Below are 25,156 nucleotides of genomic sequence, written 5' to 3' on the forward strand. Positions count from 1 at the left end.
GCCCCGCGACAACAGCCGAATAATCCCCGCGGTCGGGTGGAAGTCTTTTAGTCGCCGGGGGCGGTATCACGGCCCATGGTAGAGAAACCTGCCGTTGGCGAGCTGACACCCCCGGACAGGACGCTGATGGGCCCCGGTCCCAGCGAAGTGCATCCCCGCGTACTCCGGGCGATGAGCACGCAGCTGGTCGGCCACCTCGACCCGTCGTTCGTCGAGATCATGGACGAGGTTCAGGAGCTTTTGCGCTACACGTTCCGGACCGACAACGAGTGGACGATCCCGGTCTCGGGGACCGGGTCGGCCGCGATGGAGGCCGCCGTCGCCAACGTGGTCGAGCCCGGCGACACGATGCTGGTGCCGACCAACGGCTACTTCGGCGGTCGGATGGCGTCGATGGCAGAGCGCGCCGGCGGCGACGTCGTCCACGTCGACGCGCCGTGGGGCGAGCCCCTCGACCCCGCCGACGTGGCCGCGGCGTTCGACGAGCACCAGCCGGACGTGTTCGGGTTCGTCCACGCCGAGACCAGCACGGGCGTGCTCCAGCCGAACGTCCCCGAACTGACCGACGTGGCCCACGACCACGACGCGCTGGTGATCGCCGACTCGGTCACGTCGCTGGGCGGCGTCGAGCTGAAAGTCGACGACTGGGGGATCGACGTGGCCTACTCGGGCCCCCAGAAGTGCCTGTCGTGTCCGCCGGGCGCGAGCCCGCTGACGCTCAACGACCGCGCGATGGACAAGGTGCTCTCCCGCGAGGAGGAGGCCCGCTCGTGGTACCTCGACCTCTCGCTTCTGGAGGGCTACTGGGGCGAAGACCGGGCCTACCACCACACCGCGCCGATCACCAACGTCTACGCGCTCCGCGAGGCGCTCCGGCTCGTCGCCGAGGAGGGCATCGAACAGCGGTGGGCGCGCCACCGCGACGTCGCGGGCGCGCTCAAGTCCGGCGTCGAGGCGATGGGGCTCGAGATGAACGCCCCAGACGACTACTGGCTCCCGAGCCTCAACGCCGTCCGGGTCCCCGACGGCGTGACCGACACCGACGTGACGGGGTATCTGTTAGACCAGTACGACCTCGAAATCGCGACCGGCCTGGGCGACCTCGACGGCGATATCTTCCGGATCGGCTGTATGGGCTACTCGGCCCGCGCCGAGACCGTGTCGTACCTCATGGCCGCGCTCGGCGACGCGCTCGACGCTCAGGGCGCGGACGTCGACGTCGAGTCGGGGCTGGCCGCGACCGCCGCGGCGCTGGGCGACCGATAAACCGAAAACGGCGTCGTTTCAGACCGCGGGTGCGGCGCTGGGGGGCGCGCGCGCCACCTCGTAGTCGCCGGACTCGCGGACGCCGATCACTGCCCACTCGTAGGTCGGATCGAGCCGTCGGAGTTTCCGCCGGAGCTCGGGCGCGTGGTCGTCCCAGGTTACGAAGCATCGCATGTCGCCGTCGTCCGGCGTCTCGTCGGACTCCGCCAGCGCGGTCACGCGGACGGAACGCCACTTCCGCTCGGCCCGAAACTCGCTCCCCTCGCCGCCGGAGACGGTGTAGCCCAGTTCGCTGAAGATGGACCGCGCCTCCTCGACGGGTGGTGTGCTAACAGTGGGCATCCACGTTCGGCTACGACCGACGGGGTAATAAACTTTCTTGCGACCGACCGGCCCGGGCTACGAGAGACGGATCGTCGGATTCCGGTGTTGGGACGCGAACTCCTCGATCTCGCCGTTCTGGCGCAGTTCCTTGATTCGCTCGCGGGCGGCCTCTCTGTCGATGTTCGCGACGGTCTCGCCGACCGCCAGCACCTTCGACTCGGGGACGCCGCGCTCTTCGGTGACCGCACCCCACATGTCGCCTTCGGCGTCGGCGACCTCGGTCTGGATGAGTTCGACCACGTCGCGGATGTCGTCGATCCCGTCCATCGCGTCGTGCCAGTCGGGCGGGTACGCGCTGATCCGTCCGTCGCCGACCTCGTAGAAGCGTTCGCCCTCGGACCACGACTCGCTGTCGGTCACCCGGTCGTCGAGCGCCCCGAGATCGACGTCGAAGTAGACCGCCTCGGCGTACGCCGCCAGCAGATCCGGGTCGATCCCGCGTCGATCGCTCGGGTGACGTCGCTCGACCGTCTGGACGAACTCCCGAAGCGTCATCGTCTCGCTGTGCTCGTCGAGTTCCTCGACGACGCCCTCGCGTACCTCTGACATAGTGGTCGTTCGGCGACGCCGAGTAAAAGTCGAGTGGCCGGACTACTCGTGGGCGGCGTCCCACTCGGTCGGCTTGCGGATGTTGCCACAGACGTTACACTCGATGCGACCCATCGCGTCCATCGCGTTGTCGATCCGCTCGCAGTTGCCACAGAAGTAGCCGTACCGGCGCTCGCGGTCCTCGCCGCGGTAGACGACGAAAAACGGCCCCTTCGAGCCGCGCTCGTCTTCCTCGCGGGCGACGTACACCGTCTCGCCGTCGCCGGTCGTGGTCGCGTTCATCACACCCGCGTAGTCGGTCGAGGGGCTTAGGCGTACTGACTCCGGGACCGTCTCGAAGGAGTCATACCGCGACCCTGACAACGGATCGGTAATGGCGCCCCGCCTCCTCCACTACTCCGACGTCGAGAACGTCTACGACTCCCCCGAACGGGCCGGTCGGCTCGCCGGACTGCTCCGAGAGCGCGCCGACGAGGACACCCTGATCGTCGGATCGGGCGACAACACCTCCCCGGGCGTGCTCGCGCTCGTCGAGGAGGGCGCGCAGGCGCTTGACTTCTACGAGGCGGTCGACCCGGACGTCGAGACGTTCGGCAACCACGAGTTCGACCACGGCCGGGCGGCGCTTGCCGAACTGATCGCCGACTCGCCCCAGACGTGGGTGAGCGCGAACGTGCGGACGGGCGACGGCGGACAGTTCGGCGCCGACGTCGGCGTCGCGCCCGCGACGACGCTGGACGCCGGCGCCGCGACGGTGGGGTTCGTCGGCGTCACCACCCCGCGGACCGCCTCGCTCAACCCCTTCGCGACCGATCTGGAGTTCCGGGACCCGATCGCGGGCGCTCGCGAGGCGCTCGCGGGCCTCGACGCCGACTACGCGGTGGTGCTCTCGCACCTCGGCCGGGGCGACGAAGACCTTGCGCGGGCGGTCGACGCCGACGCCATCCTCGGCGGTCACGTCCCGACAGAGCGCCGCGACCGGATCGACGACACGCTGCTCACCCGACCCGGCGACGGCGGGTCGGTCGTCCTCGAAGTCGACCTGGCGACCGGCGAGGTGACTCGCCACCCGGTCGCGGACGCCCCGGTCGACGAGGCGGTCGCGTCGGCGATGCGCGCCCGCCTCGCCGAGGCCGGCCTCGACGAGACCGTCGGCGAGGTGGCCGACCCCATCGACCGCGCCGAGACCACGCTGTTCGGGGGGGAGAACCGACTGGGCAACTTCGTCGCCGACGCCTACCGGTGGGCGACCGGCGCCGCGGTCGGCCTCCAGAACGCCGGCGGGGTCCGGACCGGCGACGCGATCGCGGGCGAGGTGACCGCGGCCGATCTGGTGAGCGTCATCCCCTTCGAGGAGCGGGTCGTCGTCGCCGAGGTGCCGGGATCGGCGCTCCGGTCGGCGTTCGAGTGGGCCGCGGGCCCGGACCTCGACTTCGCCGAACCGGACTGGTGGCACGCCCAGATCAGCGGCGCCCAGATCGCGTGGGACCCGACCGCCTGCACCGTCGAGTCCGTCCGGGTCGACGGCGACCCCCTCGATCCCGACCGGACCTACTCGGTCGCGCTCTCGGACTACGTGCTCCACACCGACGACGAGTTCCCCTCGCTGGGCGAGGACCTCCGGGTCGAGCGCCACGGGATCCAGTACGAGGTGCTCGTCGAGTACGCCCGGGAGACGGGCGTGGACCCGACCGTCGACGGCCGGATCGTCGAGACCGCCGGGGCGGCCGGCCGGACGCCCGGAGCCGAGCGATAGAAGGGCTTTGGCGGCGTGAGAGCCGACATGACTCGCGTCGTCGTCCCCGTCCGGTACCCGCTGACTCGCCACTCCAGACGGACCCTCGCGGAGGCGATCCGCGTGGCCGACCAGCGCGACGCCACGCTCACCGTCCTCCATGTTAACCTCTACCACCGGGGTCGGGACGTGACCCGCGCCCAGTTAAAGCGCGCGGTCGAATCGGCGTTCGAGGGCCTCTCGCGGACGCGCTACGTGGTCCGAGAGGGGTTCCTCGTCGAGGAGACGATCCTCGAAGAGGTCGCGGCCGAGCGGGCGGACGTGGTCGTTATCGGCCACAAGCAGGTCGGGCGGTGGCGACGGATGTTCCGGGCGCTGACCGCCAACCCCGACATCGAGCGGTTTCTGCGCGAGCAACTCGACGCCGAGGTCCTCACCGTCGAGTCCTGACGCCGGGTTCCCGGCGGCCTCAGTCCGAGGCGTCGGACTCCCCCCGAGCCGATCGGTGTGGCCCGTCGCGGTCGATCTCGACCCGAGCGGTGCCGCTGGTCTCGTCGAACACGAGGTGGCTGTGGGGGTAGGCGATCTCGACGTCCGCGCCCTCGAGTTCGTCCCAGATGCGTTCGTTGAGCTTCGACTCGACCCGACCCATGTAGTAGGGCTCTTTGACCCAGTAGCGCAGGTCGAGCAACACCCCGTGGTCGGCGAACTCTTTGATGTAGGTGACCGGCGCCGACGGGTAGCGCGCGCTCCCCACGCGGATGTCCGGTCCGCCCTCGACGACCTCGGCCGTCTCGCGGGCCGCCCGCTCCATGATGGCGCGGGCCGCCTCGATGTCGCTCTCGTAGGTCACCAGCAGGGTGAGCGAGAGCCGCGACCGGGTGTCCTCCGCGGAGTAGTTGATGACGTCGCGCTCGCGCATGTTCGCGTTCGGAATCACGAGGAACGTGTTCTCCAGCGTGAAGATCTTGGTGTACCGGATCGTGATGTCCTCGACGTACCCCTGTTTGCCCCGGTCGACCAGCTCGATCATGTCGCCGATCTCGTAGGGCTGGTCGGCGAGGATGAACAGGCCGTTGATGACGCTCCCGACGATCGGCGCGAGCACGAGGCCAAGCACCGCCGAGAACACGGTCACCGACAGCAAGATCTCGGTCCCCCGGAAGTTCAGGACGCGCGCGGCCGCGATCACCGCCCCGATCATCACGACCCCCCGAATCGCGCCTAACACCGTCTTGGTCAGGCTCGGTCGCTGGAACCGCCGGGCGACCGACCGGCCGACGACCCGGACCGCGAGCCGGCCGAGGTACCACCCGAGGATCACGATCAGCGTCGCCGCCAGCAGGTCGGCGACCGCCGAGGCCGCCAGCCACTCGATCGCGGCTCGAACCGTCTCCAGCGCGCTCGCCATGGCGTGTCGTCTCCGGCGACTCGCAAAACGTTTCGGACTCCGGGCGTTCGAGCCCCACGCTCCGAGAGATCAGAGTCGCGGCCCGCCGGCGCCCGACCCTTCGCTGTTTTTAATACGTCGCTCGCGCAATTTTTGCCCATGGACTTCAGCCTTCCCGACGAGCATCGGATGATCCGGGACACCGTCCGGGAGTTCTGCGAGGCGGAGATCGAACCCATCGCTCAGGAGATCGAAGACGAACACCGCTTTCCCGCCGAGATCTTCGATCAGCTCGCGGACCTCGACGTGATGGGCGTGCCGGTCTCCGAGGAGTACGGCGGGCTCGGGGGCGACCAGCTCATGTACTCGCTGGTCGCCGAGGAGCTCGGCCGGGTCTCGGGCTCCGTCGGGCTCTCGTACGCCGCCCACGTCTCGCTTGCGACCAAGCCGATCGAGCTGTTCGGCACCGACGCCCAGAAAGAGCGGTGGCTCCGGCCGCTCGCGGAGGGCGAGCATCTGGGCGCGTGGGCGCTGACCGAACCCGGCTCGGGGTCGGACGCCAGCGACATGGACACCACCGCCGAGCGGGACGGCGACGAGTGGGTGCTCAACGGCACCAAGCAGTTCATCACCAACGCCAACGTCGCCGGCTCGGTGCTCGTGAAGGCGGTCACCGATTCGGAGGCCGGCTACGACGGCATCTCGACGTTCATCGTCGACCCCGAGGAAGACGACGGCTTCGAGGTCACCACCGTCTGGGACAAGATGGGGTTAAACGCCTCGCCGACCTGCGAGATCCGGCTCGACGACGTGCGCCTCTCCGAGGACCGGCTTCTCGGCGAGGTGGGCGAGGGCTGGGACCAGACCAAAAAGACCCTCGACGGCGGTCGCATCTCGATCGCCGCGCTCTCGACCGGGCTCGCTCAGGGGGCGTTCGAGGCCGCCAAGGCCTACAGTACCGAGCGCGAGCAGTTCGGCCACCCGATCTCGGAGTTCGACGCGATCCGAAACAAGGTGGTCTCGATGGACCGGAAGGTAGAGCGGGCCCGCCTGCTGACCCGCAAGGCCGCCTGGACGTACGATCAGGGCGAGCGCGTGAGCCACGAGAGCGCCCTCGCGAAACTCGACGCCAGCGAGGCCGCCCGCGAGGTGGCTGAAGACGCCGTCCAGGTGCTCGGAGGCTACGGCTACACCGAGGACTTTGCACCCCAGCGGTTCCTCCGGGACGCGAAGCTCATGGAGATCGGCGAGGGGACCAGCGAGATCCAGCACTTAGTCATCGGTCGCGAACTCGGGCTGTGAGCCCCGAGCCCCGCTCCGCCATCCGTCACGTTTCGGCGTTGACGGAAACGGCACCGATCGAAGGCAAGACAGAATAGAACCGTCAGTTCGCCGGGGTCAGAGCGTGACCGCTTCCCGATTGGTCATCGTCTGGGGGACGCTGTGTTCGTACGTCACCGCGCCGGCGGTCGTGACCACTTTGACGGTGAACTCCTCGCCCGCCGCGAGTCCCGACCCGTCGTCCGAGAGCTTCGTCGGATTGATCGTGATCCGGAACCGGTCCTCCTTGTTGACCAACACCGGGTACGTGTCCTGTCTGTCTTTGATCACGGAGGAGTTGAACCGGGTCTCGTTGGCTTTCGAACCGTTCGTCAGTATCGTGCCCTGATCCGGCCCCAGCCACTCGACGGTGGCCGTCGAGAGGTTGATGTCGCCCGCGCCGGAGCTTTTCATCACCGTCAGGTTCACCAGCGTCACGGTGTCGTCGTTGCCGACCTTCCCAATCGTGCTGACGACTTTGACCCGATCGGTCACCTGTCCGCTCGATTCCACGCCAGTCTGTTCGGCCTTCGTCTGGAGAAAGCCGGCAGTGTTGATCAGGACGCCCGCCGCGATGGCGGCGACCAGCACCATCGCGATGAACACGATGAGCGTGCCGATACCCACCTGACCCCGATCGCTCGGCCAACGTACGTCGTCGAACATGATGCTCTTAGCTTTCACCACTCAGTCATGGCCTATAAAACCCGGATCCCGTTATCAGGGCTGAGAACGAAAGCGGGGTCCGCCGCTTCAGGGCCAGTTGCCGCCCTCTTCGTACGCGCCGAGCACGCGATCGATGGCGACGGCGTACGCGGCGGTTCGCATCGTCGGAGCGTCGGTCTCGTCGTAGGTGGCGACCAGTTCGTCGAAGGCGTCGGTGATGACCCGTTCGAGTTCCTCGTTGACGCGCGCTTCGGTCCAGTAGAACCGCTGGCGGTTCTGGACCCACTCGAAGTACGACACCGTGACCCCGCCGGCGTTCGCGAGGATGTCGGGGAAGACGTAGGTCTCGGTGTCGGCGAGCACGTCGTCAGCCTCGGGCGTGAGCGGCCCGTTGGCGGCCTCGACCACCACGTCGGCCGCGACGTCGGCCGCGAGGTCGCCGTTGATGGCATTCTCCAGCGCGGCGGGGACCAGCAGGTCGACGTCGAGCGTGAGCAGTTCCTCGTTCGTGAACTCCTCGTCGGCACCGGGGTAGCCGGTGACGCTACCGGTCTCGTTCTTGTGGTCTTTGACGTCGCGGGGATCGAAGCCCGCCTCGTCGTAGACGGCGCCGCTGGAGTCGCTGACCGCGACGACGTTCGCACCGAGGTCGTCGATGAGCTTCGCGGCGATCCAGCCGGCGTTCCCGTAGCCCTGCACCGCGACGCTCGCGCCCTCGATCTCCTTGTCGAGGTAGTCGAACGCCTCGCGGGCGGTCAGCATCGTCGACCGACCGGTGGCCTCGACCCGGCCTTCGCTCCCGCCGCTGTCGAGGGCCTTGCCGGTGATGACGCCGGGCTCGGTGGTGTTTTCCAGCGTCTCGTAGGTGTCTTTGATCCAGTTCATCTCGCGCTGGCCGGTGTTGACGTCGGGCGCGGGGATGTCGCGGTCCTCACCGATCAGGGGCCGCAGTTCCGTCGCGAACGACCGGGTGATCCGTTCGAGTTCGGCCTCGCTGTACTCGCTGGGGTCGATGACGATGCCGCCCTTGCCGCCGCCGTAGGGGATGTCGACGATGGCGCACTTGTAGACCATCCACCCGGAGAGCGCCTTCACTTCGTCACGCGAGACGCCCGGGTGGTATCGGATGCCGCCCTTGTACGGGCCGCGGTCGCCGTTGAACTGGGATCGGAACGCCTTGAACACCTCGACCGAACCGTCGTCCATCTCGACCGAGAGGTTGGTTTCGAGGACGCGTTCAGGGTGTTTCAGACGCGCCAGCACGTCGTCGTCGGCGTCGACGTACGCGGCGGCGTCGTCGATCTGTTCTTGTAGGCTCTCGAAGGGGTTTGCTTGCTCGGACATGGGTGGTACTGTCTGGCGTCACCTACTCCGTCACGACGGGGACTGATACCGTTTCCGAAACCAGTGGCCGCCTCGGCGCCATAGACGGTCGCGAGCGGGCGTTTCGGTTAATACGATTACGATTCTGCATCCGTCATACGTGTGTGTATAAGGCCCTAAGTCGTAACTATAGCATTAATATTTTATACGGCTACGGAAACCTTTGCCCCACGACGCGCCGCCAGCGCGACTCGCGCCGGACCGGCACGCTCGTCGCCCCGACCGGGCGGCGAGCCCAGCGAGTCGGCGGACGACGCGACTACACACCATGTCTTCAGGCAAAACCGAATCCACGGAACAGCACGGGACCGACGAGGAGACCGAAGCGCCCGAGTCCGCGCTCGAGACCGCGCGCCGCCAACTCGAACACGCCGCGGCCCACCTCGACGTCGATCCCGGCGTGATCGAGCGACTCAAACACCCGACGAAGGTCCACCGGGTCGCGGTGCCGCTCAAGCGCGACGACGGGAGCGTCGACGTGTACACGGGCTACCGCGCCCAGCACGACGACGTCCGGGGCCCGTACAAGGGCGGGCTTCGCTTCCACCCCCATGTGAGCGAGAAAGAGTGCGTGGGGCTGTCGATGTGGATGACCTGGAAGTGCGCGGTGATGGACCTGCCGTTCGGCGGCGGCAAGGGCGGGATCGTCGTGAACCCCAAGGAACTGAGCACCGAGGAAAAAGAGCGACTCACCCGCCGGTTCGCCGAGGAGATCCGCGACGCGATCGGCCCGAAACGCGACATCCCGGCGCCGGACATGGGCACCGACGCCCAGACGATGGCGTGGTTCATGGACGCCTACTCGATGCAGGAAGGCGAGACGATCCCCGGCGTGGTCACGGGCAAGCCGCCCGTGATCGGCGGGAGCTACGGCCGCGAGGAGGCTCCCGGCCGGAGCGTCGCTATCATCGCCCGCGAGGTCGTCGACTACTACGATCAGGACCTCGAAGAGACGACGGTGGCGGTCCAGGGGTTCGGGAGCGTGGGAGCCAACGCGGCCCGAGCGCTCGACGACTGGGGCGCGAACGTCGTGGCGGTCAGCGACGTCAACGGGGCGATCTACGACCCCGACGGCCTCGACACCCACGCGGTCCCCTCCCACGAGGAACAGCCCGAAGCGGTCATGACTCACGACGCCCCCGAGAAGCTCTCGAACGAGAAGATCCTCGAACTCGACGTGGACGTGCTGATCCCGGCCGCGATCGGGAACGTCATCACCGCCGACAACGCCGGCGACGTCGACGCCGACGTGGTGGTCGAGGGCGCCAACGGTCCGACCACCTTCGCCGCCGACTCGATCCTCGAAGAGCGGGGCATCGACGTGGTGCCTGACATCCTCGCGAACGCCGGCGGAGTCACGGTGTCGTACTTCGAGTGGCTCCAGGACATCAACCGCCGCCAGTGGTCGCTCGAACGCGTCAACGAGGAGCTCGAAGACCACATGCTCTCGGCGTGGAACGACGTTCGAGCCGAGGTCGAAGCCCGCGACGTGAGCTGGCGCGACGCCGCCTACATCGTCGCACTCGACCGGATCGCCGAGGCGAAGAGCGTCCGCGGGCTCTGGCCCTGAGACCGGCGATCGACTGCGTTTCAGGCCTCGTCGGCGGCGCGGGCGTACGCGAGCACTCGCTTGGCTTGTGCGACCAGCGGCGCGTCGACCATCTCGCCGTCGACCCGGAAGACGCCCCTGTCGTCGGCGTCGGCCTCGCGCTTGGCCGACAGGACGCGCTCGGCCCACTCGATTCGATCGGGATCGGGCGTGAACGCCTCGTTGACGACCGGCACCTGCGCGGGGTGGATCGTCATCTTGCCGTCGTACCCCAACTGAATCGCGAACTCGGTCGCCTCGGCGAGTCCATCGGTGTCCTCGATGTCCGTATGAATCGTGTCGATGGCGTCGACGCCGGCCGCGCTCGCCGCGAGGACGACGTGCTCGCGGGCGTAGAGCACTTCCGTTCCCTCGGTCGTTCGGGTCGCGCCCACGTCGGCCGACAGGTCCTCGGCGCCGAACGCGAGGGCGTCTACCGCAGACACCGCCGCGATCTCCCGGGCCGCCAGCACGCCGGCGGCGGTCTCGACCAGCGCCAGAATCGGAACGTCGGCGTCGCGCTCGTCGAGGAGTCGGACGAGCGTCTCGGCGTCGTCGGGCGACTCGGTCTTGGGCAACATCACCGAGTCGAGCGTCTCGCCCGCGCCCTCGCCGAGCACGCCGCTGAGGTCGTCGTCGGCCGCGATGCCGGTCGGATTGAGCCGAACGCAGACCTCACAGTCGGGGGCGAACTCGGGGTCGGCCAGCACCGCGTGTATCGCCTCGCGGGCCTCGTCTTTCCGCCCCGGCGCGACGGCGTCTTCGAGGTCGAACACGATCACGTCGGCGCCGGCGCTCGGCGCTTTGCGGAGCATCTCCGGGCGGTCGCCCGGCGTGAACAGGAGCGTTCTGCGAGCCATATCGAAAAAACGGATCGGGCCGGCCTTCAACGTACGTCCTTCGAAAGCGCACTGACGGCCCCGCCGCGGTCGGCGACGTACACCGTCGCGTCCGCGACGGCGGCCGGCGCGACCACGGCCTCCCCGGGCCGATGGCGCCACTCGACGGCGCCGGTCTCGACGTCGATCGCGTAGACGACTCCCGCTTCGTTGCCGACGATCGCGGTGCCGTCCGCGACGACCGCCGACGCCCAGATCCGGGCGCCGGTGTCGATGCGCCATCGCTCGGCGCCGTCTGGAGCGTCGAGCGCGTAGACGGCGCCGTCGGCGCTCCCCGCGACGACGGTGTCGCCGACGACCGCGGGTGACGCCCAGACGCCCGCGCCGGCGTCGAATCGCCACCGCTCTCGGCCCGTGACGGCGGAGACGGCGCGGATTCGACCGCCGTCGACGGTGCCGACGTAGGCCGTCTCGCCCTCGACGGTCGGGGCGCCGTGGACCGCCGCGTCGGGCGCGACCCGCCAGCGTTCCCGGCCGTCGGTTCGGTCGTGAGCGTACGCGCCGCCGTCGAGACCCGCGAGAAAGAGGCGGTCGCCGTCGACCGCGAGCGCACAGATGGCTCGGGCCGCGTTCCGGAAGCTCCCGGCCCGCGTCCCGTCTTCGGCGTGGAGGGCCGTTACCCGACCGCCGTCGCCCGCGACGTACACCGTCCCGTCGGCGACGACCGGCCCGGCCCGCAGTTCCCGGCCGGTCGCGAACGTCCACCGGCGCTCCCCGGTCGCCGGATCGAGCGCGACCACCGTCCCGTCGGCGGCCGCCGCGTAGACGAGTCCGTCGGCGACCGACGGCGCGGAGACGCGTCCGCCGAGCCGGACGGTCCAACGGACCGAGCCGTCCGGGGCAAGCGCACGCGCGTAGCCGTCCGCGCAACCGAGGTACACGCTTCGGTCCCCCGCGGCGGATGCGACCCCGACCGGGCCGCGGGCCCGGAATCGAAACCGCACTCGCGGATCGTCCGATCGGCGGCCCGTCGGGCCCCTCGACGCCGCGTTCGGCGGGCGCGCCGCTTCGCGCCCGGTCGCGCCGCCCGTCGCCGGACGCACACGCGGGGGTCGGTCCCCGCGTGCGTCCGAGCTGTCGCCGACCGGGGGCTGGTCGCCCTGCGGTGTCCTCGGCACCGCGTTACGGCCGGCGGGAGAGTCGGCGCGCTCACGTTCCCCTCCGGGTCGCGCCCACACGAACTGGCGTCGGTCTTCGGACATGGATTGTCTCGGTTACCGGACTGCATCCCGAGTTACCGCCGACGTACCCTTTGTTATGGGCCGATTACCGCCGTCGTAGGCGCTCCATACTCGGGAAGCGAGCGCGCCACCGGCGTCGAACCGGCGGGGTTTTTGACCGAGCGCGCCGACCCCCCGGTCATGACGGGACTGTACTACGAGGAGTTCGCGGTCGGCGAGACCATCGAACACGAGAAACGCCGGACGGTGAGCGAGAGCGACAACCAGCGGTTCTGCGATATGACGATGAACCAACAGCCCCTCCACCTCGACGCCGACTTCGCCGCCGACACGGAGTTCGGCGACCGGCTCGTCAACGGGCTCTACACCATGAGTCTCGCGGTCGGGCTCTCGATCCCCGAGACCACCGACGGGACGATCGTCGCGAACCTCTCGTACGACGGGGTCGAACACCCCAACCCGGTCTTCCACGGCGATACCATCCGGGCGCAGTCGACCGTGACCGACAAGCGCGAGACCTCCGACGGCGAACGGGGCGTCGTGACGATGCACGTCGAGGCGTTCACGGTGGACCGAGACGACGACGAGGAGACGCTGGTCTGTGAGTTCGACCGGACGGTCCTGTCGCTGAAGCAGACAAACCAGTAGCGCGGTCTACTCCCACTCGGCGAGCTGGCGCCGGACGCGTTCGATCGTCTCGTGGAGCGTGTACGTCTGGGGTGCGACCGCCTCGTACACCTTCGCCGGCGCTGGCGTCGGCGCTTCGTCGGGCGCCTTGTACGTCTTGGGCAGGCCCGCGTACGTGAGCCCGACCACGTCGCCGTCGAGAGTGAGCACCGGCGACCCGCTGTTTCCGGGGATGGTCGGCACCAGCGTCTTGAGCTCCGAGTGGGTCCCGCCGTCGGCGCTCCGGAACCGGGCCCGCTCGACGAACGGCCCCAGCGAGATGACCCAGTTGCCGAACGACCCCGGGTGGCCGACCTGCACGAGCGGCTGGTCGGTCGACAGCGAGCCGGAGTCGCCGGTCGACAGGGGCTCGCCTGCGTCGGCCCCGCCGTCGTCGAGGCGGAGGGCCGCGACGTCGGGGTCGTTGCTCTCGACCCGGCCGAGAACGGACACCGAGAGGGTATCGCCGCCGAGCGTCCAGCAGGTGATGTCCTCGCTATCGCCGACGACGTGACTGTTCGTCACGACCAGATCCGGCGCGATCAGAAAGCCGGTGCCGTGGCTCCGTCGGCCCGCGTCGGCCACTTGGAGGTAGACCACCGACTCCCTGACGGACTCGCCCACGCCGAGCGCCGACTCCCGGACGGTCTCGTCGAACCGGGTGTCGGGCGCGGACTCGCGGAGGAGCGAGATCGTCGCCTGAAGCCGAGTGATGCGGGCTTCCTGAGCGTCGATCCTCGTCCGGAGCGACTCGAGCTCGGCGTTCCGATCTTCGAGGCGCTCGCGGAGCGTTCGGGTCTCGTTTCGCTCCTCGTCGAGCCGGGTTTCGAGCCGCCGTCGCTCGGCCTCCGACCGGTCGAGTTCGTCCTCGCGGTCGTCGAGCTCGGCCCGGAGCTGGTCGTTTTCGGCTTCGAGTCGGTCGATGCGTTCGCGGAGCTCGGCCTCCTCGCCCTCATCGTCGCGTCGGAGCAGGCCGCCACAGCCCGACAGTGCCGTCGCTCCGGCCGTCGCGACGGCGCCGAGATACCGCCTGCGCGAAGGGGTGGACACGGTTCCACGTCACAGAAGGAGCTTAAATCGGTTTCGACGAGCGACGAGACCTCCGGCGGTTCAGAGCACGGCCGCGTACAGCGAGAGGTTGATACCCGCGGCCGCCAGCCACGGGACCGCGAGCCCGGCCGGCACCAGCGCGCCGTGGCTGTCGGGAAGCAGGCGGCGACAGCCCACCCCGACGCCCAGCGCGAACAGTTTGAGCCCGCCCATCGCCGCGAACCCGAACCGCTCGATCGCGGCCCGGGCGACCGGGTTCGACTCGACCAGCCCGAGCTGGAGGCCGTAGTAGGTCGTGGCGAGATCGCCGACGAGCCCGACCGCCACGAGCGCCCAGAGCGCTCGCTCGGCGCGGCTCGCCCTCGAGAAGGGGTCGGTCGCGCGGTGGTACGTCCGAGTCGCCGTCGGCCAGTAGCGTCCGTCAGAGCCCATAGATATCAGGTGCGGGCGCGAGCGCTCCGCCTCACGGACGCAAAGAGGACGGGCTCCCGGATTGTTATGAGGCTCCTTAGTCGGTGACACGCCGGATTAACTCGGCCGAACCGACCGTCGCGCTCGCCGCCCCGATCCGGGCGACGCCCCCTGTAGCGTCGGTTTCGGCGGACAACTCGGCGTTACGCGCCTCGTTCGAGGGCCCCGAGCCCGCGCCGGGGGGTGGCGTCGCTCGACCGCGGGACTTTCGGCGGCCGGGTCCGTAGCCGGCCGCATGTCGACCAGCGACGGTTCGTCGGTGCTCGAATCGGTGGCCGACCGAGCGGCCCGGGCGCTCCCGCCGTCCCCGACGCTCGCGCGGTGGGGGCTCGGCGGGATGTTGTTCGCGGCGGGTGTCCACAAGCTACTGAACCCCGGGGCGTGGGCGGTGTACGTCGTCGACTGGCTCGCACCGCTGTTGGTCGTCTCGCCCGTCGCGTTCATGCTCGTCAACGGGTGGCTCGAAATCGGGTTCGCCCTGCTACTGGTCGCCGACCGGTACACCGGCGTCGCGGCGTCGGTGGCCGCCGCGTCGCTGACCGCCACGATCGGCTACCTCGCGGTCGTGTGGGCGACGACCGGGCGCTTCGGCGACGTGATCGCCCGCGACGTGGGACTGCTGGGGCTGGCGCTGGCGGTGTTGGCCGACGCCCTGAGGGGCGAGTGACCCCGATTACAGGATCGTGCCGTGCTTCTTGTCGGGCAGGTCCTTCTCGATGCCCTCGTAGAAGTCGAACCGGTTGACGAGTTCGGTCCGCAGGGTGCTCGGCGGGACGATCTCGTCGATGACGACCTCACTCGCCATCCGGTGGACGTCGATGTCCTCGCGGTACTCCTCGCGGAGCTCTTGCTCTTTGCGGGCGCGCTCGTCCTCGTCGTCGATCTCGGCGAGCTTCCGGGCGTAGACCGCGTTGATGGCGGCTTCGGGCCCCATGATCGCGATCTCGCCCGACGGGAGCCCGAGGACGCTCTCGGGGTCGTAGGCGGGGCCGCCCATCGCGTAGATGCCCGCGCCGTAGGCCTTCCGGACGACGACGGTCTGCTTGGGGACGGTCGCCGAGGAGGTGGCGTAGATGAACTTCTTGCCCTTCTCGAGGATGGCGTCTTTCTCGACCTGCGAGCCCGCCATGAAGCCGGGGGTGTCACAGAGGTACAGGAGCGGAATATCGTAGGCGTCGCAGGTCCAGATGAACTCCGCGGCCTTCTCGGCGGCGTCCGGGAAGATTGCGCCGGCCCGCTGGGCGGGCTGGTTCGCGACGATGCCGACCGGCCGGCCGTCGATCCGGGCGAACGCGGTGATGATCTCCTTGCCGTACTCGGGCTTGAGTTCGAAGTACGACCCCGCGTCGATCACCCGGTCGATCACGTCGGTCATGTCGTAGCCCTTGTTGGGCTCTTGGGGCACGATCGAGTCGATTCCCTCGGGGGCCTTCGACGGGGGCGTCCCCTCGGTTTGGGGCGGCTTCTCGTCGGCGCTGTCGGGGAGATAGGAGACGAGGTCGGCGACGAGCTGGCGGGCGTGCTCCTCGTCGTCGGCCACGAGGTCGGCGCTTCCCGACTGGCGGGCGTGGACGTCCGGGCCGCCCAGCTCCTCGAGTTCGATGTCCTCGCCGGTGACCATCTGGACCATCCGGGGGGAGGCGATCGCCATCGCCGACATGTCCCGGACCATGATCGTGAAGTCCGCGAACACCGGCGTGTAGGCCGCGCCCGCGATGCAGGGCCCGTAGAGCACGCAGATCTGGGGCACCCGCCCCGAGAGCATCGAGTGGTTGTAGTAGTACTTCCCGATGCCCTCGCGGTTGGCGAAAAAGCCGGTCTGCTGGTCGATGCGGCCGCCCGAGGAGTCCATCAGATAGAGGACGGGCTTGCCCGACTTCAGCGCGCGCTGTTGCATCCGGAGGAACTTCTCGACGCCCTTCTGGGCCATCGACCCCGCCTTGACCGTGAAGTCGTTGGCCATGAAGTGGAGCTGTCGGCCCTCGAACTCGGCGGCGCCGGTCAGCAGGCCGTCGCCCGGGAGTCGGTCGTCGTTGTCGGCCTCGACTTCGGGGCTGTCGGGGTGCCACGCGTCGAAGTTCGCGAACTTCCCGTCCTCGAACAGCAGTCCGTCCTCGCCGAACCAGAGGTCGAGCCGATCCCGGACGAACAGCTTGCCCTGCTCGTCGAGGCGCGCTTTGTACTTCTCGGGGCCGCCCAGTTCGATGTCCTCGATCTCGTCCCACAGGCGCTCCTCGCGGTCGGTGGGGCCGAGGCCGTCGGCGTGGTCGGCTTCGACGCCGGCCGTCGGGCGCTCGGTCGATCCGGCGGTCGGCCGGTCGCGGACGACCGCGGGGGCGTCTGCGTCCCCGACGTACACTTCCACCTCGTCGCGGACGTGGCGGGCGAGCGCCGCCGCGATGGCGGCGGCCTCGTCGTCGGTCGCCCCGTCGCTGATACGGACTTGCATGCCTCGGAGTGCGGCCAGCGATTTCAAACAGTTTTCCCTTTCGATTGGGGCAGGTTTTCCCCGACCGAACTAAGGGCGTGTCGCTCCCGCAGATTGTATGGACGTCTTGCTCACCGGCGCGCACGGCACCGTCGGCACCGCCGTCACCGACTCCCTCGGCGACGACCACGAGTTCACGCTGCTCGACCGCGAGGACCACCCCGACCGCGAGACGGTCGTCGCGGACGTGAGCGACTACGACACGATCCGTCCGGCCTTCGACGGTCAGGACGCCGTGGTCCACCTCGCGGCCTACCCCAGCACCGACGGGACGTGGCCCGACGTGTTAGAGAACAACGTCGTCGGCACCCAGAACGCGCTCGAAGCCGCCGCCGACGCCGGCGTCGACCGCTTCGTGTTCGCCTCCTCGATCCACGCCGTCGGGATGTACGAGGTCGACAACGCACCCGAGATCTACTCGCGGGACTTCGAACTGAGCGTCGACCACGCCGACCCGGTCCGGCCCGACTCGCCGTACGGCGCCTCGAAGGCCGCCGGCGAGGACTTCGCGCGGTTCTACGCCGAGAACCGCGACCTCCGGGTGTACGCTCTCCGGATCTGTAGCATCCGGGACCCCGAGTACGACCACCCCTACGGCGACGCCGAGCGCGGCGTCGAGGACGGCCGGTGGGAGCGCGACAGCGCGGAGTACGACCGGATGGTCGCCCGGCTGAAGGGGACCTGGCAGTCCCGCCGGGACTTCGCCCACATGGTCGAGTGCTGTCTCGCCGACGAGCGCGTGGAGTTCGACGTCTTCTACGGCGTCAGCGACAACGACCCGGACCGCCGGTGGGTCGACCTCGATCACGCTCGCGAGGTCCTCGGGTACGACCCGGTCGATCGGGGCGACGACTGGGACGCGCCCCCGGAGTGAGCCGGGTGGAGTCGGTCGACCGAGCCGCGCGGTTTGCCGTTTCGCCCGACCTATTTGAACCCGGGGCTCGCTACTCTGTGCCATGCACCAGCGAGCGAGCGAGTTCACCGAGCGCGCGAGCAGGGAGTACGGCTTCGACCCCGACGTGGAAGAGTTCCCCGAGGGGACCAAGACCGCCGCCGACGCCGCCGAGGCGATCGGTTGCGACGTGGCCCAGATCGCCAGCAGTATCGCGATGCGGGCCGACGACTCGCTCGTCGTCGTCGTCACCAGCGGCGCCAACCGGGTCAGCGAGGCGAAGGTCGCCGAGCACAGGGGCGTCGCCCCCGAGGCGGTCGGGATGGCCGACGCCGCCGAGATCAAGTCGGTCCTCGGGTGGTCGATCGGCGGGGTGCCGCCGTTCTGCCACGACGCCGACGTGCCGGTGTACGTCGACGAGACGCTGACCACCTTCGAGACGGTGTGGGCCGCCGCCGGCACGCCCGAGGCGGTGTTCCCGATCGACCCCGAGACGCTCGTCGACCTCTCGGGCGGCACGGTCGCGGACGTGGCCGAGTAGCTCGGCCGGTTCCAAACGGTTGATTTGGGCGGGCTCCCAACCGCCGGGCATGAGCCTCGCACAAACCGCGCTCGCGGTCGTCGTCGACGCCGCGCTCGGCGTCTGGCTCGGGAGCATGCTGTTTTTCTCGTTCGTGGGCGCGCCCACCGTCTTCGACGTGCTCGGCGACGACGCCGGGCGGGTGGTCAACGCCATCTTCCCCAAGTACTACGTCTTCGGCGTCGCGCTCGGCGCCATCGCGGGCCTCGGGGCGGTCGCCGCCGGGCTGTCGGCGGGCTTCGACTCGAACCGGCTGGGCGTGCTCGCGCTCGCCGGGATCGGCGCGGCAAACGCCGCATACGCCCGGTGGGTGCTCGTGCCGAAGATGGACCGGGCCGGCGAGGACGCGTTCGCCCAGTACCACAAGCAGTCGGTCGCGCTGAACGGCCTGACGATGCTCGCGGTCGGCGGGGCGCTCGTCCTCTCGCACCTCTGAGTATGAAAGGCACTTACACGCTCGTGGTGGAACTCCGCGAGTCGGCCACCGTCGAGTTCGGCGCCGCGGGCGCCCGGGACCTCCCGGCGGGCTGGTACGCCTACACCGGGAGCGCGTTCGGTCCGGGCGGGTTCGCGCGGGTCGAGCGCCACCGCGAACTCGCCCGCGGGGAGCGCGACGCCCGCCACTGGCACGTCGATTACCTGCTGGGCCACCCCGCGAGCCGGATCGTCGAGGCCGTCAGGACCGCGGACGCCGACGTCGAGTGTGCGGTCAGCGGCGCGCTCGACGCCGAGCCGATCGCGGGCCTCGGGGCGTCGGACTGTGACTGTGACTCGCACTTCCGATTTTCCCCGGATCGGGAGGCCTTAGAGCGGGCGGTCCGACGGGCCCACGACCGCGTGGCGTAACGTCGGCCGAAGTCCGAGCGCGGAGTCACTGCGCTCACGCCGTCTCGGCCGCGTCGGATCGAACCATGGCGGCCAACAGCAGTGCGAACGCGACCGCGTACGATCCGTACTGCAGGTACCAGATCGTATCCGCGAGCAACAGGTGGGCGACGACGAACACGGCCAGCCCGGTGGTCAGTAAGCCGACCCACTCGGCGTCGTTCTCGGACATGGCCGATTCTTGACTCTTTGCACACATATTACTTCGGGGCCACTTCCGCCGGGAGTACCGTTAACTGCGTTCGGTCCTCAGTAGCGTCTATGCCACTACGAAAAAACGTCGGCGGCACAGACCGCCTCGCCCGCGGCGTCGCCGGCGCGGCGCTGGCCGGACTCGCGGTCGTCGCGTCGGTCACCGGTCGCGGTCCCCTCGCGGTCGTCGCGGCGTTCGCGGGCGGCGGACTGCTGTTCAACGCCGCCACGCAGTTCTGCGGCGTGAACGCACTGCTCGGGATCGACACCTGCTCGCGAAACGCGGAGTGATCGCGGGCTAGTACACCGCGTCCCGGATCTCGTCGGCGAGGTCCGCGAAGGTGTCGAGGTGGGTCCGGCGCTCGGTCCGCATCCGCTCTTGCTCGCGGTCGAACTCCTCGACGTGGTCGGGGACGTAGAACGCCGAGACGTCCATTCCGGGCACCTCGCTGGGGATCGTCAGCCCGAGGGTGTCGTCGAACTCCCACTCGACGGTGCCCCGCGCGATCTCCCGGAGGAGCGTCACCGACTCGGCGACGCCGATGTCTTTCGACTTCGCGCCGAGGTGGCCGGTGTTGAGCACGAAGCAGTCGACGTCGAGATCCGCCACCAACTCCCGAAAGCGGTTGCCCTCCTCGCCCTTCGACCCGACGATGAAGGGGTTGGTGCCGACCACGCGGATCGACTCGCCGGCCTTCGAGGGGTCGCCCGCGCTGGTCTGGATCGACTCCCCGAGCATGAACGCCGCGGCGGCCCGTTCGGGCGAGAGCTTCGCGACCGGCGGCATCGTCGGGTTGCGCGTGATGAAGAAGATCTGATCGACCGAGTCGAGATCGACGTCCTCGCCCGCCGACGCGAGGTGGTCGCGCTCGATGACCGCCCGGCCGTTCGCGGTGTGTCGATCGCTGTCGAAGTCGACGGTCCCGTCGTCTGCCACGTCGACGTTCTCCAGCACCGCCGACTCGTGGGTCACCGCCTCGTACATCGCGGGCTGTTCGTCGGCGTCGAGGCCGATGGTCTTGACGTACAGCCCGTTGCCCTCGCTGCCCGCGACGGTACCGTCGGGCAACAGCGCACAGACGTCGTCCTGAAGCATGGTCGCGGACTCGGGGGTATCGAGCCAGAGGCCGTGTGCGGTCAGCGTCGACTTCCCGGTGGCCGACAACCCGAGGAACAGCTGGCCGACCTCCTCGAGGTCGCCGTCGCGTTCGAGGGTGACGCGCTTGCTCCCGGCGTGGAGCCCGAGCCCGCCCTTCTTCTTCGCGTAGAACATGAACAGCCGGAGGAACGACTTTTTGGCCTCGCCGGTGTAGTCGCTCCCGCGGACCGCGGTCAGCCCCTCCTCGGGCAGGATTCGGATCGCGGTCTCGTCGGCGTCGGGCACCTGCACCGTCCGGAAGTCCGGCTCGGGGTTGCCCTCGACGGGTTCGAACAGCTTCGCCCACGCCAGCGCGATCCGGCCGTACTCGGCCGGGACGTAGAGCCGGCAGACGTACGAGTGGTCTGGGTGGCGGCCCATCCGGCGGTCGAGACACACCATCTCGTTCGAGCGGGCGTACTCGACGGCGGCCTCGACGTGTGCGTAGTCGCCGGCGCCGAAGTCGTCGTCGACCGCGTTTTTCGTCCGGTCGGCGTTGCGCGAGCGCTCGTCGCTGACGTACGACGGCGAGCCAAAGGCCGTCTCGGTTTCGAGGTGCGACGAGAGCGCTCTGAGTCGGTCGAGCGACGGGTCGTACTCGACGTTGTCCGCGTCCTCGGGGTCGGGGAGCGCCGTCGACAGTGGTTTGGCTGTCTTCCCGGATTCTGACATCGAGTGAACCCAGCAGATGCGGACGTATAATTATGCACCATTTACCAGCTTCACGCCGTCGAACCGTCCGAATTCTTGATTTCGTCTCGAGTGAATAATTCGCGTTACCGGCGGCCGCGACGCCGACTGCTCGCCGGCCGGTCGGCCCGCGGCCCCGACGACTCGGCCCAGCACGAGTCCGGGTCGACCTGTGTTCGGTTACGACTCGATTACGTCCGCGATCACCGACGCGACGACGAGGGCTCGGTCGCGCCGGTGGGCCTCGCCCCGCCGGCGTCGATTCCCGCGGTGCTGTAACGTGACGCCACTTTTAAGCGCGACTCCGGCGAACCGTCGAACGTGGACGAGAACACGGGTGGTCTGGATAGCGAAGAGACGCAGGCCTCGGACGCCGGCCGGGCGACCGGCGGGCTGTCGGGACTGTTCGACCCCGATCGGGTCGCCGTCGTCGGCGCGACCGAGAGCGAGGGGTCCATCGGCCGCGCCATCGTCGACAACCTCGTCGCCGACTTCGCGGGCGAGACGGTCCCGGTGAATCCGAACTACGACGACGTGTTGGGACTGGACTGTTACCCCGATATCGAGTCGGTACCGGGCGAACTGAACCTCGCTGTCGTCGTCGTGCCGCCGTCGATCGCGGTCGAGGCGGTCGAGCAGTGTGGCGAGGCCGGGGTTCGAAACGTGGTCGTCATCACCGCCGGCTTCGGCGAGACCGGAAGCGAGGGCGCCAGCCGCGAGCGAGAACTCACCGCGGTCGCCGAGGAGTACGACCTGAATCTGGTCGGGCCCAACAGCCTCGGCGTGATGAGCACGCCGGTCGGGCTGAACGCCACGTTCGGCCCCGAGAACGCGCTGTCGGGCTCGATTTCGTTCATGAGCCAATCGGGCGCGTTCATCACCGCGGTCCTCGACTGGGCCAACGATCAGGGCATCGGCTTCAAGGACGTGGTCTCGCTCGGCAACAAGGCGGTGCTCGACGAGACCGACTTCGTCGAGGCGTGGGCCGAGGACCCGGACACCGACGTCATCCTCGGCTATCTGGAGGGCGTCGAGAACGGCGCGGAGTTCATCGACGCCGCCCGCGAGGCGACCGAGGACACGCCGATCGTGATGGTCAAGTCCGGCCGGACCGAGGCCGGCGCACAGGCGGTCTCCTCGCACACCGGGACGCTCGCGGGGAGCGAGCAGGCCTACGAGGCCGGGCTCGAACAGGCCGGCGTCCTCCGGGTCGAGAACGTCCAGGAGCTGTTCGACTTCGCCCAGATCCTGTCGGGCCAGCCGTTGCCCGACTCCGACGACGTGGCGATCGTGACAAACGCGGGCGGTCCGGGCGTGATGACCACCGACGCGGTGGGCGACTCGGCGCTCTCGCTCGCCTCGTTCTCCGAGGAGACCCTCGATGCGCTCTCGGGCGCGATGCCCGACGAGGCCAACATCTACAACCCGATCGACGCCATCGGCGACGCCGACGTCGACCGGTTCGCCGAGGCGCTCGACCTCGCGCTGGCCGACGACAACGTGGGGTCGGCGGTCGTGCTCTCGGCCCCGACCGCGGTCATCGACTTCGACGACCTCGCGGAGGTGATCACCGACCTGCAGGCCGAGCACGGCAAGCCGATCGCGTCGGTCCTGATGGGCGGCGAGCGCACCGACTCCGCCCGCGAGATCCTGCGGGAGGGCGGCATCCCTAACTACTTCGACCCGGCCCGGGCGGTCGGGAGCCTCGACGCGATGGTCCGGTACCGGAACGTCCGGGACCGCGAGTACGAGGCCCCCGAGCGGTTCGACGTGGACCGCGAGCGCGCCCGCGAGATCTTGGAGCGCGCCGACGAGCGCGGCGACAACCGCCTCGGCGTCGAGGCCATGGACCTGCTCGACGCCTACGGCATCCCGACGCCCGACGGCACCATCGCCGAGACCCCCGAGGACGCCGTCGAGGCGGCTCAGGGGATCGACGGCGAGGTCGTGATGAAGATCGTCAGCCCGGACATCCTCCACAAGTCCGACATCGGGGGCGTCCGGGTCGGCGTCCCGAACGAGGACGTCTACGACGCCTTCGAGGACCTCGTGACCCGGGCGCGAAACTACCAGCCCGACGCCGAGATCTTGGGCGTTCAGGTTCAGGAGATGGTCGACCTCGACGCCGGCACCGAGACCATCATCGGGATGAACCGCGACCCGCAGTTCGGCCCGCTGTTGCTGTTCGGGCTCGGCGGCATCTTCGTCGAGATCCTCGAAGACACCGAGACGCGGGTCGCGCCCGTCAGCGAGCGCGAGGCGACCGAGATGGTCGACGGGATCCGGTCGGCGCCCCTGCTCCGGGGCGCGCGCGGACGCGACCCCGCCGACCGGGAAGCCATCGTCGAGAGCCTCCAGCGGCTCTCGCAGCTCGTGACCGACTTCCCCGCGATCCTCGAACTGGACGTCAACCCCCTCGTCGCCGGCCCCGACGGGGTCGACGCCGTGGACGTGCGACTCACCGTAGATAGGGAGGAGCTATGAAAACCATACTCGTCACCGCGACAGAAGACAGCACAGGCAAGACCGCGGTCGCGCTCGCGCTCGCGAAGCTCGCGGCCGAGCGCGGCCAGTCGGTCGGCTACATGAAACCCAAGGGCACCCGGCTCCAGAGCAACGTCGGCAAGACCTTAGACGAAGACCCGATGCTGGCCCGAGAACTGCTCGATCTGGACGCCGAGATGCACGAGCTCGAACCGGTCGTCTACTCGCCGACGTTCGTCGAGCAGGCGATCCGCGGCCGCGAGGACCCCGACGAGCTCCGGGAGGGCGTCCGGGAGAGCTTCGAGGCGCTCGCCGCGGACAAAGACCTCATGATCGTCGAGGGCGGCGGAAAGCTCACCACGGGCGGCATCGTCGGCCTGACCGACCCCGAGGTCGCCGACCTGCTCGACGCCGAGGTGCTGTTGCTCTCGGAGTACGGACAGGCCGGCGACGTCGACGACGTGCTCGCGGCGGCCGACGACGTCGGCGACCGACTGCTCGGCGTCCTGTTCAACGCGGTCCCGGACGCGAGCTTCGACGACCTCGACACCGAGGTCGTGCCGTTCCTCGAAGGCCGGGACGTGCCCGTGCTCGGGGTGGTCCCGCGCGAACAGGAGCTGGCGGGGGTCACCGTCGCGGCCCTCGCCGAGGAGCTGTCGGCCGAGCGGCTGACCGACGCGCCGGCCGACGCCTTCGTCGAGCGGTTCCTCGTCGGCGCGATGTCGGGCGACTCGGCGCTCCGACATCTCCGGCGGACGAAAGACGCCGCGCTCATCACCGGCGGCGACCGCCCCGACCTCCAGCGGGTCGCGCTCGAAGCGCCGGGCGTGAAGTGTCTGATCCTGACCGGCGGGTTCCGGCCGCCGGGCGCCGTGGTCGGGAAGGCCGAGGAGAAGGGCGTCCCCATCCTGCTGGTCCAGTCGGACACCCTGACGACCGTCGAACGCGCCGAGGACGTGGTCCGGAGCGGGCGCACTCGGGACGCCGAGACGGTCGAGATCATGCGCGATCTGCTGTACGACCACGCCGACGTGGCCGGGATACTCGGCGACGCCGAGGCCGACGGGGCCGAGCGCGCAGGCGACCCCGGCTCGGACGAGGAGACCGACGCGACCGACGAGTAGGTCGCCCCCGTCCGTGAGCGTCTTTTAACGACTCGCGAACGCCGACTTGTGCTCGAAGGCCGATCGAACGGCCGAGAGCGCCGGCTCGAAGTCGACGCGCCGACTGCCAAATTTCGTGACGCCGACCAATCGGCG

General features: G+C 69.3%; 27 protein-coding genes. 14 read left to right on the top strand and 13 right to left on the bottom strand.

The genetic code is table 11. From position 1 onward, the window contains the following. The first annotated feature begins 75 nt into the window (after positions 1 to 75). Positions 76 to 1,266, top strand: a complete 1,191-nt coding sequence (locus EPL04_RS15785; protein WP_209019645.1) for a pyridoxal-phosphate-dependent aminotransferase family protein — start codon at positions 76 to 78, stop codon at positions 1,264 to 1,266. Between the two features lie 18 nt (positions 1,267 to 1,284). On the opposite strand, the gene EPL04_RS15790 is transcribed toward EPL04_RS15785, so the two are convergent. The 3 genes from EPL04_RS15790 to EPL04_RS15800 are packed head-to-tail and all read right to left on the bottom strand — an operon-like array spanning position 1,285 to position 2,481. Next, positions 1,285 to 1,608: a DUF7116 family protein gene (locus tag EPL04_RS15790; RefSeq protein ID WP_134672153.1), complete on the bottom strand. Its 324-nt coding sequence runs from the start codon at positions 1,606 to 1,608 to the stop codon at positions 1,285 to 1,287. 57 nt (positions 1,609 to 1,665) lie between these two features. After that, complete coding sequence (locus tag EPL04_RS15795) at positions 1,666 to 2,199, bottom strand: hypothetical protein (protein ID WP_134672154.1); 534 nt, start codon at positions 2,197 to 2,199, stop codon at positions 1,666 to 1,668. A gap of 42 nt (positions 2,200 to 2,241) precedes the next feature. Next, a complete protein-coding gene (locus tag EPL04_RS15800; protein WP_134672155.1) occupies positions 2,242 to 2,481 on the bottom strand; it encodes a DUF5816 domain-containing protein in 240 nt (79 codons plus the stop codon). A 91-nt stretch (positions 2,482 to 2,572) separates the two neighbouring features. On the opposite strand from EPL04_RS15800, the gene EPL04_RS15805 reads away from it, so the two are divergent. Together EPL04_RS15805 and EPL04_RS15810 are read left to right on the top strand one after the other, a co-directional pair. Next, complete coding sequence (locus tag EPL04_RS15805; RefSeq protein ID WP_134672156.1) at positions 2,573 to 3,955, top strand: bifunctional metallophosphatase/5'-nucleotidase; 1,383 nt, start codon at positions 2,573 to 2,575, stop codon at positions 3,953 to 3,955. A gap of 27 nt (positions 3,956 to 3,982) precedes the next feature. Continuing rightward, the gene (locus EPL04_RS15810; protein ID WP_134672157.1) at positions 3,983 to 4,384 is read left to right on the top strand and encodes a universal stress protein; all 402 of its coding nucleotides are present in this window, start codon (positions 3,983 to 3,985) and stop codon (positions 4,382 to 4,384) included. A 19-nt stretch (positions 4,385 to 4,403) separates the two neighbouring features. Here EPL04_RS15810 and EPL04_RS15815 read toward each other — a convergent pair whose 3' ends face one another. After that, the gene (locus tag EPL04_RS15815; protein ID WP_134672158.1) at positions 4,404 to 5,345 is read right to left on the bottom strand and encodes a mechanosensitive ion channel family protein; all 942 of its coding nucleotides are present in this window, start codon (positions 5,343 to 5,345) and stop codon (positions 4,404 to 4,406) included. A gap of 138 nt (positions 5,346 to 5,483) precedes the next feature. On the opposite strand from EPL04_RS15815, the gene EPL04_RS15820 reads away from it, so the two are divergent. Next, a complete protein-coding gene (locus EPL04_RS15820; protein ID WP_134672159.1) occupies positions 5,484 to 6,626 on the top strand; it encodes an acyl-CoA dehydrogenase family protein in 1,143 nt (380 codons plus the stop codon). A 96-nt stretch (positions 6,627 to 6,722) separates the two neighbouring features. Here the strand turns inward: EPL04_RS15820 and EPL04_RS15825 are convergent, their stop codons facing one another. Next, positions 6,723 to 7,310, bottom strand: a complete 588-nt coding sequence (locus tag EPL04_RS15825) for an archaellin/type IV pilin N-terminal domain-containing protein (protein WP_134672160.1) — start codon at positions 7,308 to 7,310, stop codon at positions 6,723 to 6,725. Between the two features lie 87 nt (positions 7,311 to 7,397). Beyond that, positions 7,398 to 8,654: a Glu/Leu/Phe/Val family dehydrogenase gene (locus EPL04_RS15830; RefSeq protein WP_134672161.1), complete on the bottom strand. Its 1,257-nt coding sequence runs from the start codon at positions 8,652 to 8,654 to the stop codon at positions 7,398 to 7,400. Between the two features lie 307 nt (positions 8,655 to 8,961). Between EPL04_RS15830 and gdhB the strand changes: the two genes are divergently transcribed. After that, positions 8,962 to 10,263, top strand: coding sequence for a glutamate dehydrogenase GdhB (gdhB, locus tag EPL04_RS15835; protein ID WP_134672162.1), 1,302 nt, complete (start codon positions 8,962 to 8,964; stop codon positions 10,261 to 10,263). 20 nt (positions 10,264 to 10,283) lie between these two features. Here gdhB and EPL04_RS15840 read toward each other — a convergent pair whose 3' ends face one another. Together EPL04_RS15840 and EPL04_RS15845 are read right to left on the bottom strand one after the other, a co-directional pair. Beyond that, positions 10,284 to 11,141 (bottom strand): HpcH/HpaI aldolase/citrate lyase family protein, encoded by an 858-nt coding sequence (locus tag EPL04_RS15840; RefSeq protein WP_134672163.1) that lies wholly within the window; start codon positions 11,139 to 11,141, stop codon positions 10,284 to 10,286. 26 nt (positions 11,142 to 11,167) lie between these two features. Continuing rightward, positions 11,168 to 12,382 carry an outer membrane protein assembly factor BamB family protein gene (locus tag EPL04_RS15845; RefSeq protein ID WP_134672164.1) on the bottom strand — a complete coding sequence of 405 codons (1,215 nt, stop codon included), beginning with the start codon at positions 12,380 to 12,382 and terminating at the stop codon, positions 11,168 to 11,170. A 159-nt stretch (positions 12,383 to 12,541) separates the two neighbouring features. Between EPL04_RS15845 and EPL04_RS15850 the strand changes: the two genes are divergently transcribed. Continuing rightward, positions 12,542 to 13,009, top strand: a complete 468-nt coding sequence (locus EPL04_RS15850; protein WP_134672165.1) for a MaoC family dehydratase — start codon at positions 12,542 to 12,544, stop codon at positions 13,007 to 13,009. A gap of 6 nt (positions 13,010 to 13,015) precedes the next feature. Here EPL04_RS15850 and EPL04_RS15855 read toward each other — a convergent pair whose 3' ends face one another. Next, positions 13,016 to 14,077, bottom strand: coding sequence for a S1 family peptidase (locus tag EPL04_RS15855; RefSeq protein WP_134672166.1), 1,062 nt, complete (start codon positions 14,075 to 14,077; stop codon positions 13,016 to 13,018). 60 nt (positions 14,078 to 14,137) lie between these two features. Continuing rightward, a complete protein-coding gene (locus tag EPL04_RS15860; protein WP_134672167.1) occupies positions 14,138 to 14,509 on the bottom strand; it encodes a DUF5658 family protein in 372 nt (123 codons plus the stop codon). 274 nt (positions 14,510 to 14,783) lie between these two features. On the opposite strand from EPL04_RS15860, the gene EPL04_RS15865 reads away from it, so the two are divergent. Next, positions 14,784 to 15,215 carry a DoxX family membrane protein gene (locus EPL04_RS15865; RefSeq protein WP_134672168.1) on the top strand — a complete coding sequence of 144 codons (432 nt, stop codon included), beginning with the start codon at positions 14,784 to 14,786 and terminating at the stop codon, positions 15,213 to 15,215. A gap of 6 nt (positions 15,216 to 15,221) precedes the next feature. Here EPL04_RS15865 and EPL04_RS15870 read toward each other — a convergent pair whose 3' ends face one another. Continuing rightward, the gene (locus EPL04_RS15870; RefSeq protein WP_134672169.1) at positions 15,222 to 16,997 is read right to left on the bottom strand and encodes an acyl-CoA carboxylase subunit beta; all 1,776 of its coding nucleotides are present in this window, start codon (positions 16,995 to 16,997) and stop codon (positions 15,222 to 15,224) included. A 97-nt stretch (positions 16,998 to 17,094) separates the two neighbouring features. Here EPL04_RS15870 and EPL04_RS15875 point away from each other — a divergent pair, with 97 nt between their 5' ends. The 4 genes from EPL04_RS15875 (at position 17,095) to EPL04_RS15890 (ending at position 19,354) form a co-directional block, all read left to right on the top strand. Next, positions 17,095 to 17,910 (top strand): NAD-dependent epimerase/dehydratase family protein, encoded by an 816-nt coding sequence (locus tag EPL04_RS15875; RefSeq protein ID WP_134672170.1) that lies wholly within the window; start codon positions 17,095 to 17,097, stop codon positions 17,908 to 17,910. An 82-nt stretch (positions 17,911 to 17,992) separates the two neighbouring features. Then, complete coding sequence (locus EPL04_RS15880) at positions 17,993 to 18,469, top strand: YbaK/EbsC family protein (protein ID WP_134672171.1); 477 nt, start codon at positions 17,993 to 17,995, stop codon at positions 18,467 to 18,469. Between the two features lie 49 nt (positions 18,470 to 18,518). Continuing rightward, positions 18,519 to 18,944, top strand: a complete 426-nt coding sequence (locus EPL04_RS15885) for a DUF4149 domain-containing protein (protein WP_134672172.1) — start codon at positions 18,519 to 18,521, stop codon at positions 18,942 to 18,944. A 2-nt stretch (positions 18,945 to 18,946) separates the two neighbouring features. After that, entirely contained in the window at positions 18,947 to 19,354 is a 408-nt protein-coding gene (locus EPL04_RS15890; RefSeq protein ID WP_134672173.1) for a GIY-YIG nuclease family protein, read from the top strand. A gap of 34 nt (positions 19,355 to 19,388) precedes the next feature. Here the strand turns inward: EPL04_RS15890 and EPL04_RS18870 are convergent, their stop codons facing one another. Continuing rightward, positions 19,389 to 19,565, bottom strand: coding sequence for a hypothetical protein (locus tag EPL04_RS18870; protein WP_167599498.1), 177 nt, complete (start codon positions 19,563 to 19,565; stop codon positions 19,389 to 19,391). Between the two features lie 89 nt (positions 19,566 to 19,654). Here EPL04_RS18870 and EPL04_RS15895 point away from each other — a divergent pair, with 89 nt between their 5' ends. Beyond that, complete coding sequence (locus tag EPL04_RS15895; protein WP_134672174.1) at positions 19,655 to 19,876, top strand: YgaP family membrane protein; 222 nt, start codon at positions 19,655 to 19,657, stop codon at positions 19,874 to 19,876. Between the two features lie 7 nt (positions 19,877 to 19,883). On the opposite strand, the gene EPL04_RS15900 is transcribed toward EPL04_RS15895, so the two are convergent. Then, the gene (locus EPL04_RS15900; RefSeq protein ID WP_134672175.1) at positions 19,884 to 21,395 is read right to left on the bottom strand and encodes a phosphoenolpyruvate carboxykinase (ATP); all 1,512 of its coding nucleotides are present in this window, start codon (positions 21,393 to 21,395) and stop codon (positions 19,884 to 19,886) included. Positions 21,396 to 21,755: 360 nt separating this feature from the next. On the opposite strand from EPL04_RS15900, the gene acs reads away from it, so the two are divergent. Continuing rightward, complete coding sequence (gene acs, locus EPL04_RS15905; protein WP_134672222.1) at positions 21,756 to 23,897, top strand: acetate--CoA ligase alpha subunit; 2,142 nt, start codon at positions 21,756 to 21,758, stop codon at positions 23,895 to 23,897. Further along, positions 23,894 to 25,021 carry a phosphotransacetylase family protein gene (locus EPL04_RS15910; RefSeq protein ID WP_134672176.1) on the top strand — a complete coding sequence of 376 codons (1,128 nt, stop codon included), beginning with the start codon at positions 23,894 to 23,896 and terminating at the stop codon, positions 25,019 to 25,021. Before acs ends, EPL04_RS15910 begins: the two co-directional genes overlap by 4 nt. Positions 25,022 to 25,156 lie beyond the last annotated feature (135 nt).

Origin of the sequence: Halorussus marinus (assembly GCF_004521895.1) — an archaeon.
Taxonomy (GTDB): Archaea; Halobacteriota; Halobacteria; order Halobacteriales; family Haladaptataceae; genus Halorussus; species Halorussus marinus.